This window comes from Burkholderia sp. Bp8986 (assembly GCF_003854225.1).
GTDB lineage: Bacteria > Pseudomonadota > Gammaproteobacteria > Burkholderiales > Burkholderiaceae > Burkholderia.
The window spans coordinates 1-13517 of record NZ_QTQM01000023.1; the positions used below are offsets into that span (position 1 = coordinate 1).

9 protein-coding genes are annotated in these 13517 nt (G+C 66.5%); 3 read left to right on the plus strand and 6 right to left on the minus strand.

Going from position 1 to position 13517, the window contains the following annotated elements; translation table 11 throughout:
- The coding region (locus DID99_RS20605; RefSeq protein WP_185733796.1) for an autotransporter-associated beta strand repeat-containing protein at window positions 1–2548 on the minus strand (2548 nt) is incomplete at its 3' end.
- 855 nt (window positions 2549–3403) lie between these two features.
- Window positions 3404–4438, minus strand: coding sequence for a rod shape-determining protein (locus DID99_RS20610; protein WP_044847899.1), 1035 nt, complete (start codon window positions 4436–4438; stop codon window positions 3404–3406).
- 270 nt (window positions 4439–4708) lie between these two features.
- Between DID99_RS20610 and DID99_RS20615 the strand changes: the two genes are divergently transcribed.
- The gene (locus DID99_RS20615; RefSeq protein ID WP_124667435.1) at window positions 4709–7126 is read left to right on the plus strand and encodes a patatin-like phospholipase family protein; all 2418 of its coding nucleotides are present in this window, start codon (window positions 4709–4711) and stop codon (window positions 7124–7126) included.
- A 70-nt stretch (window positions 7127–7196) separates the two neighbouring features.
- Here DID99_RS20615 and DID99_RS20620 read toward each other — a convergent pair whose 3' ends face one another.
- On the minus strand, window positions 7197–8327 hold the full coding sequence (locus DID99_RS20620) for an ATP-binding protein (RefSeq protein ID WP_044846904.1): 1131 nt from the start codon (window positions 8325–8327) through the stop codon (window positions 7197–7199).
- 64 nt (window positions 8328–8391) lie between these two features.
- Window positions 8392–9102 (minus strand): response regulator, encoded by a 711-nt coding sequence (locus DID99_RS20625; protein ID WP_124485306.1) that lies wholly within the window; start codon window positions 9100–9102, stop codon window positions 8392–8394.
- Between the two features lie 220 nt (window positions 9103–9322).
- Here DID99_RS20625 and DID99_RS20630 point away from each other — a divergent pair, with 220 nt between their 5' ends.
- Complete coding sequence (locus DID99_RS20630; protein WP_124523240.1) at window positions 9323–10237, plus strand: glutaminase; 915 nt, start codon at window positions 9323–9325, stop codon at window positions 10235–10237.
- Window positions 10238–10465: 228 nt separating this feature from the next.
- Here DID99_RS20630 and DID99_RS20635 read toward each other — a convergent pair whose 3' ends face one another.
- Together DID99_RS20635 and DID99_RS20640 are read right to left on the minus strand one after the other, a co-directional pair.
- Window positions 10466–11257 (minus strand): SDR family NAD(P)-dependent oxidoreductase, encoded by a 792-nt coding sequence (locus tag DID99_RS20635; protein WP_124667436.1) that lies wholly within the window; start codon window positions 11255–11257, stop codon window positions 10466–10468.
- 75 nt (window positions 11258–11332) lie between these two features.
- Window positions 11333–12097 (minus strand): SDR family oxidoreductase, encoded by a 765-nt coding sequence (locus DID99_RS20640; protein ID WP_124485304.1) that lies wholly within the window; start codon window positions 12095–12097, stop codon window positions 11333–11335.
- 138 nt (window positions 12098–12235) lie between these two features.
- Here DID99_RS20640 and DID99_RS20645 point away from each other — a divergent pair, with 138 nt between their 5' ends.
- Window positions 12236–13180 (plus strand): LysR family transcriptional regulator, encoded by a 945-nt coding sequence (locus tag DID99_RS20645; protein WP_124485303.1) that lies wholly within the window; start codon window positions 12236–12238, stop codon window positions 13178–13180.
- Window positions 13181–13517: the final 337 nt, after the last annotated feature.

The window sequence follows — 13517 nt, forward strand, 5'->3', positions numbered from 1 at the left end:
TCGCGCCGCTGTACGTGCCGCTCGCGGTTCCGCCGAGCGTCAGCGCGTTCGCGCCGAGATTCACGTTCGTGCCGGCCACGCCCGACAGCGCGCCGAGCGTTTGCGCACCCGACGCATTGCTCAGGTCGAGCGTCGCGCCCGCGTTCGCGAGATTCATCGCGCCGGTCGCCGACAGGCTGCCGCCCGCGCCGATCGCCAGCGTGCCGGCATTGATCGTCGTGCCGCCCGTGTAGGTGTTCGCGCCCGTCAGTGTCACCGTCGCCGCGCCGTTTTTCACGAGCGCGCCGGCGCCGGAAATCACGCCGCCCAGCGCGAGCGCATTGCTGCCGCCGAGCGTGAGTGCCGTGGCCGTGCCGAGATCGATCGCGTTGGCGACCGACAGGCTCGTATTCGCATCGAGCGTCGCCGCACCGCCGACGGTCAGCGTGCCGGCGCCCAGCGCCGCGGCGTTGCCGAGCACGAGGGCGCCGGCGTTCAGCGTCGTGCCGCCCGTGTAATTGTTCGCGCCGCTCAGCGTCAGCGCCGCCGCGCCGTTCTTCACGAGCCCGCCGCCGCCGGAGATCGTCCCGCCGAGCCCGAGATCGGTGCTGCCGCCCAGCGTCAGCGTCGTGCCGGTGGCGACGTTGATGCCGTTCGCGAGCGACACGTTGGTGGTCGCATCGAGCGTCGACGAGCCGTTGACGTTCACCGCGCCGGAGCCCAGCGCCGTGTTGCTGCCGACGACGAGGTTGCCGCCGTTCAGGTTCGTGCCGCCGGAGTAGACGTTCGTGCCGGTCAGCGATTGCGTCCCGGGGCCGGACAGCGTCACGCTGCCCGAGCCGCCGATCGTGCCCGCGTAGGTCGCGTTGATGGTGCCGTTGAGCGTCAGCGAATTGCCGCCGAGGTCCACGTTCGTGCCGGCCGCTCCCGCCAGCGCTCCGATCGTCTGCGCGCCCGACGCGCCGCTCAGGTCGAACGTCGCGCCCGCGCCGGTCAGGTTCACCGTGCCGGTCGCCGCGAGGCTGCCGGCGCCGCTCAGTGCGAGCGTGCCGCTGTTGATCGTCGTGTCGCCCGTGTAGGTGTTCACGGCCGTCAGCGTGGCCGTCGCGGAGCCGTTCTTCACGAGGCCGCCGTTTCCGCTGATCGTGCCGGACAGCCCGAGGCTGTTGCTGCCGCCGAGCGTCAGCGTCGCGCTGTTGTTGAGATTGATCGCATTGTCGAGCGTGACGTTCGCGCTCGTGTCGAGCAACGCCGACGCATTGACGTTCACCGCGCCGGTGCCGAGCGCCCCGTTGTTGCCGACCACGAGGTTGCCGCCGTTCAGGTTCGTGCCGCCCGTATAGGTATTGGCACCCGACAGCGCCAGCGTGCCGCCGTCGTTCTTCGTCAGCGCACCGCTGCCCGACACCGTGCCCGACAGCGTGAGCCCGGTCGCGCCCTGCACCGTCAGCCCGGTGCCGAGCGTCACGTTGTTCGACACGTTGAGCCCCGCCGTGCCCGCCTGCAGCGCGCCGCCGTTGGCCGTGATCGTGCCGGTGCCGAGCGACGCGTTGTCGTTGATGATCGCGACGCCGCCGCTCGACAGCGTCGCGTCCTGCACGGTCGCCGCGCCGTTGATCGTCCAGTTGCCGCTCGCGACGTCGAGGTGATTGAAGTTGACGTAGTTGTTGATCGCGATCGTGCCGTTCGCGGAGGTGCCCTGCTGCAGGTTCAGCGTGTTGTTGCCGCCCGCGCCGCCGTCGACGATCCCCGTCGCCGCCACGTTGAGCGTGTTCGGGCCGACCGTGATGTTGAACGCGCCGCCGGTGCCGCCCGCCGCGTTGACCGACGAGCCCGTCACCGCGTTGAACGTGTTGGTGCTGTTCGCGCCCATCGACACGCTGCCGTTGATCGTGCCCGAGTTGGTGAACGTGTTGCCGCCCCCGGGCGTGCCGTTCGTGGCGAGCGACACGCGGCCGTTGATCGTGCCGCTGTTCGTCATGTTGACCGTGCCGCCGCCGTATGCGGCGACCACCGGCGCATCCGCGCCGGACAGCGTCGCGCCGACCAGCGGGTTCGAACCGATCGTGCCGGTGTTGTTGATCGTCGACGTGCCGCCGGTGCCGTTCTGGACCGACAGTGCCATGCCGGTCACGCCGCTGATCGCGACCCCGGTCGAGCCGAGCATCGTGCCGTTGTTGGTGACGGTGGTATTGCTCGCCGACGCATTGCCGAGCACCGCGCCGCTCGACAGCACGCCGAGCCCCGAGCCGAGCGCGGACGGGTCGATCGTGCCGTTGTTGGTCAGCGTGTTGTTGTTGCCGGTCAGCGACATCGCGGTGCCGCCGACGCCCAGCAGCACGCCGACGCTCGCGCCCGGATTGACGGTGACGTTCAGGTTGTTGGCGCTGTTTGCATAGCTCGGCGCCAGCGGATTCGCGACGCCCGAGCAGGTGACAGTGGTGCCTGCCGTGCTGCAGGTCGCGTACGCGGGAACGATGCCTGCGCCGGACAAGGCCAGGAAGACGCCCGTCGGCAACAGGAATTTCGGAAACGGCTCTCCGCTCTTCTTCGAATGCGCAATGTTCATGCTTCCCCTCGTGCTCGGCATGGCCGGTGAATCGAGCCGGCGGCGGCGGAAAATCCGGGACGCAAGCGTGCCCTCCGGCGGTCGCGGAACGACGTCGGTCTATTCGTGGATGAACTGCGGGTTAATCGATTCTCGTTTGCGAGTGCAAACTCAACCGGACGACATGATCGTGGCCCCTTGTTCTTATGCAGCGACTTTCTGGTTGATTTGATTACCGCCCTGCTTTTTGTCAGACAAGGCTATATCAAATAAACAGGGTTTTCCAGTCGATGTTTGGTTATCGGAGCGAGGTCGATGGAATACGTATTTTTTACTCGTGCGATTGCGTGAAACGACTGTATTAAAAGGATCTTTCGGTCATTCCGTCATGCCAGGCAAAGTTACCTGCACCACGAGATCAGTAAAAACACCGATAATTCATACTAATCGCCGGCCGGTTTTTCGCGACTCAATTTAAATAATGACGGCGGCAGTTGGCGCAAATAATCCGAACCCATTTTATTTAAAGAATTGAGAGCATGGATTCTCAACACACTTGCAGAGTGCCTTCGAATTCGGCGCACATGATCCCGCCGCCTTGAAATGAAAAATGAAAGCCGGAAGGTTAATCGCCCCCCGGCCACGCGGCCCCGCTTGAAACGCGGGTTCAAAGGTGTCGGACTTCAGGACAAGCGTGCCGCCGGCTTGCACGGCACGCGGCCCGGCATGCTGCCACGGCCCGCTCGCGCATGGCCAGGCACTGCGGTCGACACGGCGTGTCGAGCGTGTCCGGAGCAGCCGGACGATGTTCGGCATGCCGGAGCTTCGGGGTTCGAAGAATGTTCAACGAAGGTCGACGCGCCTGCCCGGCCGGCGTCAATCCACCGGACACATCGCGAGCCGCCCCATCGCCTCCCCGGCGCCGCGCACCGCGCAGGTGGCCGGCTCGTCGGCGATCCGCGCGCTCAGCCCGGTCTCGTCGCGCAGCAGGCGTTCGAGATCCGCGAGCAGCGCGCCGCCGCCCGTCAGCACCACGCCGCGATGCGCGATGTCGGTCACGAGTTCGGCCGGCGCGTTTTCCAGCACCGACTTCACCGCGCCGATCACCTGCTTGAGCGGCGCGGCCAGCGCGTCCGCCACATCGTGGTTGGACAGCTCGATCGAACGCGGCAGGCCGTCCTTGACGCTGCGCCCGATCGCGCGCGTCGACGCGCGCGGCACGGCGCTGGTGGCCGAGCCGATCGTCTCCTTCACGCGCTCGGCGGTCTGCTCGCCGAGCAGCACGCCGTACAGGTTGCGCACGTGATTGACGATCGCCGCGTCGAACTGGTTGCCGCCGACCCGGATCGCCTCGCGATAGACGACACCGCCGAGCGCGATCACCGCGACTTCGGTCGTCCCGGCACCGATGTCGACGACCATCGAGCCGACCGGCTCGGTCACCGGCAGGCCCGCGCCGAGTGCGGCGGCGAGCGCTTCCTCGATCAGTTCGACGTCCGATACACCGGCCGCGAACGCCGCCTCGCGCATCGCGCGACGCTCGACCGCCGTCGCATCCGACGGCACGCACAGCGTGACCTCGACGCGGCGGCTGAAGCGCGAGCGCGTGCGCGACATGTCGATGAAGCGCCGAAACATCTGCTCGGCGGCGTGCGCATCGGCGATCACGCCGTGCCGCATGGGCCGCACGGCCTCGAGATGCCCCGGCTCGCGGCCGAGCAGCGCCTTCGCGAGTTCGCCGACCGCCTCGAGCGTCGGTCGCGCATCGGACGCGCCGCCCTTGCGAAAGCAGACGACCGACGGCTGGTCCAGCACCACGCCGCGCTCGTGCGTATAAATCCGCGTACTCGCCGTTCCAGGGTCGATCGCAACGGGTTGCGCAAACAACTTTCCGAACAGCGGTGTCGACATGGTTACCCTTTTGTTGAACAAACGGCCGAAGCGGCCAGGCCGCATCCCCGCGGCGCACCTTCGCCGCCCCATTGAGGTCTTAGCGGCAAATCGTGCCGATACTTTAAGCAATTCCAATGATTATTTCGCGACGAAATTGCCGAAACCGCGTTTCGGCAGGCCCGCGGCTACGCATCGGCCGCTCGCGTTGCGCTTGTAAAACACGGTAATCTCTCGGTCTTGCCTGCTCCCGGCAGGCGCCCGACGCCCGATCACGCCAGGTATTCCACCATGACAGCGACCGCCTCTCTCCGCTGGCTCGGGGTGCGCCGGCTCGGCGCCACGCTCGTTGCGCTGTGGTGCTGCACCGTTGCCGCGCAGCCCTTGCCGGCCGCCGACACCGCCGCGCGCACCGCGCCGGCGGCTACTCCCGCCGCACCGGCCGCCCCTGCCACGGCGGCCGCCCCCGCCGCCACGCCCGCATCGACCTGCAACGCCGACGGCGGTCCGGCCGGCCGGCCACCGGTCGGCCTCGTGCTGTCCGGCGGCGGCGCGCGCGGTTACGCGCACCTGGGCGTGCTGAAGGTGCTCGAGGAGAACCGCATCCCGATCGACTGCATCGCCGGCACGAGCATGGGCGCCGTGGTCGGCGGCCTGTATGCGAGCGGGATGGCCGCCGACGAGATGCAGAAGCAGCTGTCGGAGGTGAACCTGGCCGACATCGCGTTCGACGTGACCGACCGCGCCGACCTGCCGCAAACCAGCCGCGAGGACGAGCGCCTGTACATCAACAGCCTGACGCTGGGCTTCGGCAAGAAAGGCGTGAAGGCGCCGGTCGGCCTCGTGCAGGGCAACCGGCTGCAGGCGCTGCTCGCGAACTGGACCGCCGCCGTACCGACCAACCAGCCGTTCGACCAGTTGCCGATCCCGTATCGCGCGGTCGCGACCGACCTGCAGACCGGCCAGATGGTCGTGCTGGACCGCGGCTCGCTGCCGCTCGCGATCCGCGCGAGCATGGCGATGCCCGGCCTGTTCGCGCCGGCCGAGATCAACGGCCGCGCGCTCGTCGACGGCGGGCTCGTCAGCAACCTGCCGGTCGACACCGCGCGGCAGATGGGTGCGAAGGTCGTGATCGCCGTCGACATCGGCTCGCAGTTGCGTCCGCTCGACGCGCTCGCGTCGCCGGCGGACGTGATGCAGCAGATGGTCGGCATCCTGATCCGCCAGAACGTGACGTCGCAGCGCAAGCAGCTTGCCGCGCAGGACGTGCTGCTCACGCCCGACCTCGGCGCGCTCGCGTTCACCGATTTCCAGAACGCGAAGCAGGCGATCGCCGCCGGCGCGGCCGCCGCGACCGCGGCGCTGCCGCGGCTCAGGCACCTCGCGCTCACGCCGGAACAGTACGCGGCCTACCGGTCCGCGCATGCGCAGCCGCTGCCGCCGCCGATCCGCATCACGCGGGTCGAGATCAAGACGACCGGCGGCGTGCCCAGGCGTGTCGTCGCCGACGCGCTGCACGTGAAACCGGGCGACACCTACGATCCGGCGACCGTCAGCCAGGACCTGCTCGGACTGACGACCGGCGGCAATTTCGAGAGCGTGACGCAGCAGATCGTGAGCCACGGCGACGAGAACGTGCTCGAGATCGATGCGCGGGAGAAATACTGGGGGCCGAATTTCCTGCTGTTCGGCGTCGGGATGTCGAGCAGCTCGACCGACGAAGGCGGCTTCCGCCTGCACGTCGGCTACCGGCGGCCGTGGCTCACCGAATCGGGCCTCGAGTTCCGCGCGGACACGACGATCGGCAGCGACCTGCAGTCGGCGCGCGTCGAATTGCGCCAGCCGTTGCCGGCCGCATACGGCTTGTACATTTCGCCCTATGCGGAATACCAGCGTCGCTACGTGAACCTGTACGACAACAGCGGCGAGGTGAAGCTGAACCAGTACTTGATGCAGACGGCGCGCACCGGGCTCGACTTCGGCCTGCCGATCGCGCGGCTCGGCGACTTCCGGATGGGTATCGGCTATGCGACCGGGCACGGCTCGCCGAACTACAACCTGCCGTTCCCGTTCGATGACGGCAGCTCGACGCTGATCTGGCCGAGCTTCACGTCGCAGGCGCTGACCGCGCGTGCGCGGCTCGTCATCGATCAGCTCGACGATCCGATGTTCCCGCGCCGCGGCTACTACGGCGAATTCCGTGTCGAACGGTCGCTGTGGTCGCACAACAGCCAGTCCGCGGAGGACCTCGCCGATACATCCAACACGCCTTACACCGAGCTCTACGCCAAGGCGATGATCGCGCAGCAGTTCGGCCGGCACAGCGTCAGTGCAACGATCGAGGGCGGCAAGAGCATCGGCGGCACCAACCTGATCAACGCGTTCAACTTCACGCTCGGCGGGTTCCAGCATCTGGCCGCGTATGCGGCCGACCAGCTGACGGGCAACGAACTCGCGTACGGCAACGTGACCTACATGAACCAGCTGATGACGTTCAACGCGTCCCCGATCAAGGCGCTGTCGGTCGGCGCCAGCGCGGAACTCGGCAACGTGTGGTCGAGCGGCGTGAAGGTCGGCGGCGGCACGCTCAAGCAGAGCTATACGTTCTTCACGAGCCTGTCGACCTCATTCGGTCCGCTGTACATGGGTATCGCGCTCGCGCCGGGCGGCCGGCGCAACATCTACTTGCAGCTCGGCCGCACATACTGATGGCGGCGCGCGCGGATGGCGGCGGGCATCCGCCGCGTCACCGCCCGCGCCTTGCGCAGCCGGACGCCGGCTAGATCGGCCAGCTGATCTCGAAGCGCGCGCCGCCGAGTTCGGCCGGATCGACGACCGCGATCCGGCCGTTGTGCGCGTGGAGCACCTGCCGCGTGATCGCTAGGCCGAGCCCGTAGCCGCCGGTGCGGCGGTCGAGCCGCACGAACGCGTCGAAGATCCGCTCGCGTTCGCTCTCCGGCACGCCAGGCCCGTCGTCCTCGACATAGATCGCGATGTTGCCGTGTTCGATCGCGATCCCGACGACGATCCGCGACGCCGCATATTTGCTCGCATTGCGCAGCAGGTTGCGCATCGCGTACGACATCAGCCGCCGGTCCATCTTCACGCGCAGGTCCGACGCGATCGCGATGCGCGACTCGATCGCGCGCTCCGGATACAGCAACTGCGCGTCGCTGACCTGGTGCTCGAACCACGCGACCGGCGCGGTCAGCTCGAGGTTCGACTGCAGCGAGCTGTATTCGAGCCGCGCGTACGTGAGGCTCATGTCGATCAGTTCCTCGAGTTCCGTCACGTCCTGCGCGATGCTCTCCAGCGCACCGTGGTATTCGGCGGCCGAGCCCGGCTCGCGCAGCATCTCGAGCGCGAAGCGCACGCGCGCGAGCGGCGTGCGCAGCTCGTGCGAGATCCCGTTCGTCAGGTCGCGCTGCGCGGCGATCAGCCGCTCCATGCGCATCGCGAGCGCATTCAGCGTGCGCGCGAGCGGGCCGATGATCACGCTGTGCGACTCGCGTGCGCGCGTGTTGAAGCGCCCGCCGGTGAAATCGATCGCGCGCTCGCGCACCATCACGAGATCCGACCAGACCGGCCGCATCCACCGATACGCGGCGAGCGCGGGCGCGGTGAACACGAACGCGAGCACGATCCAGATATCGCCCGGCAGCGCGTCGAACGCATGCCACACGACTTCCGGCGACAACACCACGCACAGCGCGAGCGCCGGCACCAGCGCGGTCAGCAGCACGAGGCCGAGCAGGTGCAGGTAGGTGCGCACGTACAGGCGCGACCAGCTCGGAATGCGGTCGGCGCGCGTGTCGGTCCACGCGCGGCGGAAATGCAGCCAGCGCCATTTGACATAGCGCAGCGCGGAAAGCGGCGCTGCGTCGGGGTGCGAACGGGTGCGTCGGATCATCGCGGCTTCCGGCTATCGTGCGATGCGGGGACGCGGCGGCCGACGGCGTCGCGCCAGGGTGGCGTCATTCCCACGCATGCTTGCTGAACTGGTAACCCTTGCTGCGGATCGTCTTGATCCGCTGCGGGTTGCCTGCATCGTCGTGCAGCTTGCGGCGCAGCTTCGAGATGCGCCCGTCGATCGTGCGGTCGAGGCCGTCGAATTCGACCCCGCGCAGCTGCAGCATCAGGTCGTCGCGGCTGACGACCTCCCCCGCACGGCACACCAGCACCCACAGCAGGTCGAACTCGGCCGACGTGAGGTCGGGCGAGCCGCCGCCGGGCAGCACGACCGAGCGGTCGGTGCGGTCGATCGAGAACTGGCCGAACGTGTAGCGCTCCGGCTGCGACGCGGCGCCCTCGGCCGCGCGCGCGGGCACGCGGCGCAGCTGCGCCTTGATCCGCGCGAGCAGGATGCGCGGCTCGACCGGCTTGTGCACGTAGTCGTCGGCGCCGAATTCGAGGCCGAGCAGTTCGTCGAACGGCTCGTCGCGCGCCGTCACCATGATGATCACGCCGTCGTACTGCTTGCGTGCCTCGCGGCAGATCTCGAACCCGTCCTTGCCCGGCAGGTTCACGTCGAGAATGACGAGATCCGGGCGCGTGGACAGGATCGCCGGCACGGCGGCGTCACCATGCAGCACAGTGTCGACTTCATAGTCGTTCTTGCGCAGGTAGCCGGCGATCAGCGTGGACAGGCGGGTGTCGTCTTCGACGAGCAGGATGCGAAAAGGCATGGGCAACGGTCGGATCGTACGGGGAGACCGCGGCGGCGGCAGGCTTGCACCGGCTGCCGGCCATCGGTCGAAACGTACCGCATGATACTGCGCCCGCCGCCTGCCTGTTTGCAGATCCGAAAAATAAGGGCGCGATTGGCGCCGCGCTTGACGAACCGGCGCCGAAACGGTTCCATACGGGCTCTTTGGAAACCGGGCCGCCCGCCCTGCCTCGCACGCGATGAACTATCAGCCGATCCTCGAACGCATCCATACCGAACTCGCCCCCTGGATCGGCCAGGGACGCGTCGCCGACTACATTCCCGAGCTCGCGAAGGTGCCCGCCGACAAGTTCGGGATGGCCGTCGTGACGCTGGACGGAAACGTTTACACGGTCGGCGACGCGCGGGAGCGCTTCTCGATCCAGAGCATCTCGAAGCTGTTCGCGTGCACGCTCGCGTTCCAGTTGCTGGGCGACGCGCTGTGGGAACGGGTCGGTCGCGAGCCGTCCGGCACCGCGTTCAATTCGCTCGTTCAACTCGAAAGCGAGCGCGGCAAGCCGCGCAACCCGTTCATCAACGCCGGCGCGCTGGTCGTCACCGACGTGCTGTGCCGCCGCTTCGTCAGGGCCGAGACGGCGCTCGTCGAGTTCGTGCGGCGGCTGATCGGCGCGACCGACCTCGACTACGATTCGCGCGTCGCGCTGTCGGAGCTGCAGCACGCGGAACGCAACCGCGCGATGGCGCATTTCATGGCGAGCTTCGGCAACATGCAGATGCCGCCCGATACGGTGGTCGACGCGTATTGCCGCCAGTGCGCGATCACGATGAACTGCGTCGAGCTGGCGCAGGCCGCGCTGTTTCTTGCGAACGGGGGCGTCGCGCCCGTTACCGGCGAGCGGGTCGTCGACGCGAGTTCGGCAAAGCGGCTGTCGGCGCTGATGCTGACCTGCGGCACCTACGACGCGGCGGGCGACTTCGTATATCGCGTCGGCTTGCCTGCCAAGAGCGGTGTCGGCGGCGGGATCGTCGCGGTGCTGCCGGGGGAGATGGCCGTGTGCGTGTGGGCGCCGGGGCTCGATGCGAACGGGAACTCGCTGGCGGGGACGTTGGCGCTGGAGTGGTTGACGACTTATACGGAAAGGTCGATTTTCTGACGCACGGAATTCACGCGCAACGCATTCTTCGCGATGTGACGATCGATTCGGCACGCACCTGCACGTTGAATCGGGAATTCGTTCTCGGGCAGCGATCGACCCGGAGGACACGCTCGCAACGCCCGAAACCGGACGTCGCACTCGTCATGAATCGAGCGCGACAACCGATCGCATCGGAACATTGAGCGAGCAAGATTCGGACAGGCCGGCGCAAGTCCGGCCACGCAGCTAGAAGGCGCTCTTTATCACGCCCCCGTCGGCTCGCAACGCAGCGCCGGTCGTCGCCGACGAAAGCGGGCTGGCGATATACGCCACGAGGGACGCCACTTCCTGCGGCGAACCGAATCGCTTGATGAGCGATGTGGGACGGACCTTCTCGAAGAATTCCTTTTCGAACGCTTCAAACGATTTGCCGTCGGCCTTCGCGAGCGTCTCGACGAATTCGCCCACGCCGCGCGATTTCGTCGGCCCCGGCAGGATGCTGTTGACCGTGATGCCCGTGCCGGCAACGGCTTCGGCCAGCCCGCGCGCAACCGCGATCTGCGCGGTCTTCGTCACCCCGTAGTGGATCATTTCGGCCGGAATCTGCACCCCGCTTTCGCTCGAAATGAAAATGATGCGCCCCCAGTTGGCCTGCTTCATCGCCGGCAGAAACAGCCGGGCGAGGCGTACGCCACTCAGGACGTTGACCTCGAAGAAACGCTTCCAGTCCGCGTCAGGAATCTCTTCGAATGGCTTGGGCTCGAAGATGCCGAGGTTATTGATCAGGATTTCCACACCCGGATAGCGTTGCGCCAGTTCGTCGGCCGCTTCGGCCGTACTCAGGTCGCCCGCAAATCCAGCCACATCGCCGCCGGTATCCGCTTTCAGTTGCGCGACGACGTCATCGACAGATGACTGGGAGCGTCCGTTCACGATCACACGAGCGCCTTCCTGGGCCAGCGTGCTGGCGATAGCGAGGCCAATGCCGGCTGTGCTGCCGCTCACCAGTGCGAGTTTGCCTGTCAGATTCAGGTTCATGAGTGATTCCTTTTTCCGTGGACAAAGTAGACGTGACGACATCGAGTCTCGAACGACTGGATGTCGCCAACAGGTTTACGTACGCGTAATCGATGCGCCGCCATCGACCAGCGAGGCAGTGCCGGTGACAAAGGACGAATCGTCGGATGCGAGATAAAGCACTGAACGCGCCAGTTCTTCCGGCTTTGCCACGCGCTTGAGCGCATGCAGTCCGGTCACGAACGCCTGCGATTCTTGAGTGTCGTTCATGCCGCGATACATCTCCGTGTCCACGGCGCCCGGCAACACCGCGTTGACCCGCACGCCTTGCGCGCCGTACTCCGCGGCGAGTGCCTGCGTCAAGCCGATCAGCCCGGCCTTGCTCGCCGCGTAGGCCGCCGTGCCGGGAAACGCGAACGAGTAACCGACGAAGGTCGACGTGAAGATGATCGATCCGCCGCCTTGCTTCAGCATTTCGGGAATCTGGTGCTTCGCGCCCAGGAAGGCACTGGTCAGATTGGTCGCCAGCGCGGCGTTCCAGCCTGCTTCGGAAATACCGGTGGTCGGGCCCATCTCGCCGAGCGTACCTGCGTTGTTATAGGCGATGTCCAGACGGCCGAAGCGGCTCACTGCAAGCGCGACCAGCGCTTTCGCGAAGTCCTCCGACTGCACGTCGCCGGCCAGATACGCGGCTTCGCCGCCTTCGCTGGCGATCTCCGCCGCGAGCGCTTCGAGTTCCGCCGCGCGCCGCGCCGCAATGACTACCTTGGCGCCTTCCTTCGCGAACAGCTTCGCAGTAGCGCGGCCAATACCTGCGCTGGCACCCGTCACGATGGCGACTTTTCCTGTCAAACGTTGCATTTCCAATCTCCTGATCCGCTGCGTCGGCCAGCGCCCGATGCGTTGGCCCGTGAGAGCAATATAGGCTTCAGTCTTGATTGCAGAAAGGCATAAAAAATGGTCCTATCATTAAGTTTTTGTGAATGATCGAGGATTGGTATGGATCGCCTTCGCGCCTTCGAGGTTTTCGTGACGGTGGTGAGCCGTGGCGGCTTCGCGCGCGCGGCGGAAGCGCTCGGCACGTCGCCGGCCAACGTCACGCGGTACGTGCATGAACTGGAAGCGCACCTCGGCACGCGCCTCCTGAATCGCACGTCACGCACGCTGTCCCTGACGGAGGGCGGCGAGACACTCTACGCCCGCTGCAAGTCCATCCTCGACGAGGTTGCGGAGACGGAGGGGCTTGTGTCATCCGCGTCGGTCGAACCACGTGGACGACTGCGCATCAATGCGCCCGTGAGCTTCGGCATTCTGTATCTGGCGCCGCTATGGCCCGGGTTCATGCAGAAATATCCGCGAATCGAACTCGACATCGGGCTGATCGACCGCGTCGTCGATATCGTCGACGAGGGCTACGATCTCGCCATTCGCATCTCGCGCGCCGGCTCGACCAACCACGCGGCACGCAAGCTGGCGACATCGCAAAACATCTTGTGTGCGTCGCCGGCCTATCTGGCCCGCTTCGGACATCCGACCGCGCTGACGGACCTGGTCGAGCATCGCTGCATCGGGTACACATATGCGGCCACTGGCGACGAATGGGAACTGATCGATGGTAACGGCAAGACCCATCCTGTGAGGGTCGACTGCCATATGCATACCAATAACGGCGATACGGCGCGCTCGGCAGCGCTCGCCGGGCAAGGGCTGATCTGGCAACCCACGTTCCTGATCAACGACGATCTGCGTGCAGGCAAACTCGTTCACGTGTTGCCTGAGTATCGTCTACCCGAGATCGACATACTTGCTGTCTACCCGAGCCGCCGACACTTGAGCGCCAGAGTGCGCGTCATGATCGATTTCCTGGTCGATGCGTTCGGTGGCGTGCCGCCGTGGGACCGGGAGGACGGAAATCGGGCAGGCGCCACGCCGGCGATGCGTTGAAGGCGCATCCCGAACATGCGTCCGCCATGTTCGGGCATTCAGGCTGCGGGAGCGCGATCGTTCCGTGCTCTGGCGCGCTGACATCCGGATGACGGCCCCGGCCAGCCTTTGACCACGGTCGGCGACTGTCTGGAAATTTCAGCATCTCCGGACATGGAATGCGCGCGAAAGCCCGTCACCTCGGCGCAGGCGACATTCGAATGTCGATGCGATAGAACCCGCCGACATCCACGACTGGCCGAACCCGGTCCGACGGCGAAGATCGCGCCGCATTGTTGGAGTCCGCGGACCGTCATTCCATACGTTGCAAATTTGATTATTGACGGGTGTCCGTTGC

Excerpts from the sequence above, each read along its gene's own strand:
- DID99_RS20620 (WP_044846904.1), bottom strand. The coding sequence starts at position 8,327 with ATGATCCGACGCACCCGTTCGCACCCCGACGCAGCGCCGCTTTCCGCG.
- DID99_RS20615 (WP_124667435.1), top strand. The coding sequence starts at position 4,709 with ATGACAGCGACCGCCTCTCTCCGCTGGCTCGGGGTGCGCCGGCTCGGC.
- DID99_RS20630 (WP_124523240.1), top strand. The coding sequence starts at position 9,323 with ATGAACTATCAGCCGATCCTCGAACGCATCCATACCGAACTCGCCCCC.
- DID99_RS20645 (WP_124485303.1), top strand. The coding sequence starts at position 12,236 with ATGGATCGCCTTCGCGCCTTCGAGGTTTTCGTGACGGTGGTGAGCCGT.
- DID99_RS20640 (WP_124485304.1), bottom strand. The coding sequence starts at position 12,097 with ATGCAACGTTTGACAGGAAAAGTCGCCATCGTGACGGGTGCCAGCGCA.
- DID99_RS20635 (WP_124667436.1), bottom strand. The coding sequence starts at position 11,257 with ATGAACCTGAATCTGACAGGCAAACTCGCACTGGTGAGCGGCAGCACA.
- DID99_RS20610 (WP_044847899.1), bottom strand. The coding sequence starts at position 4,438 with ATGTCGACACCGCTGTTCGGAAAGTTGTTTGCGCAACCCGTTGCGATC.
- DID99_RS20625 (WP_124485306.1), bottom strand. The coding sequence starts at position 9,102 with ATGCCTTTTCGCATCCTGCTCGTCGAAGACGACACCCGCCTGTCCACG.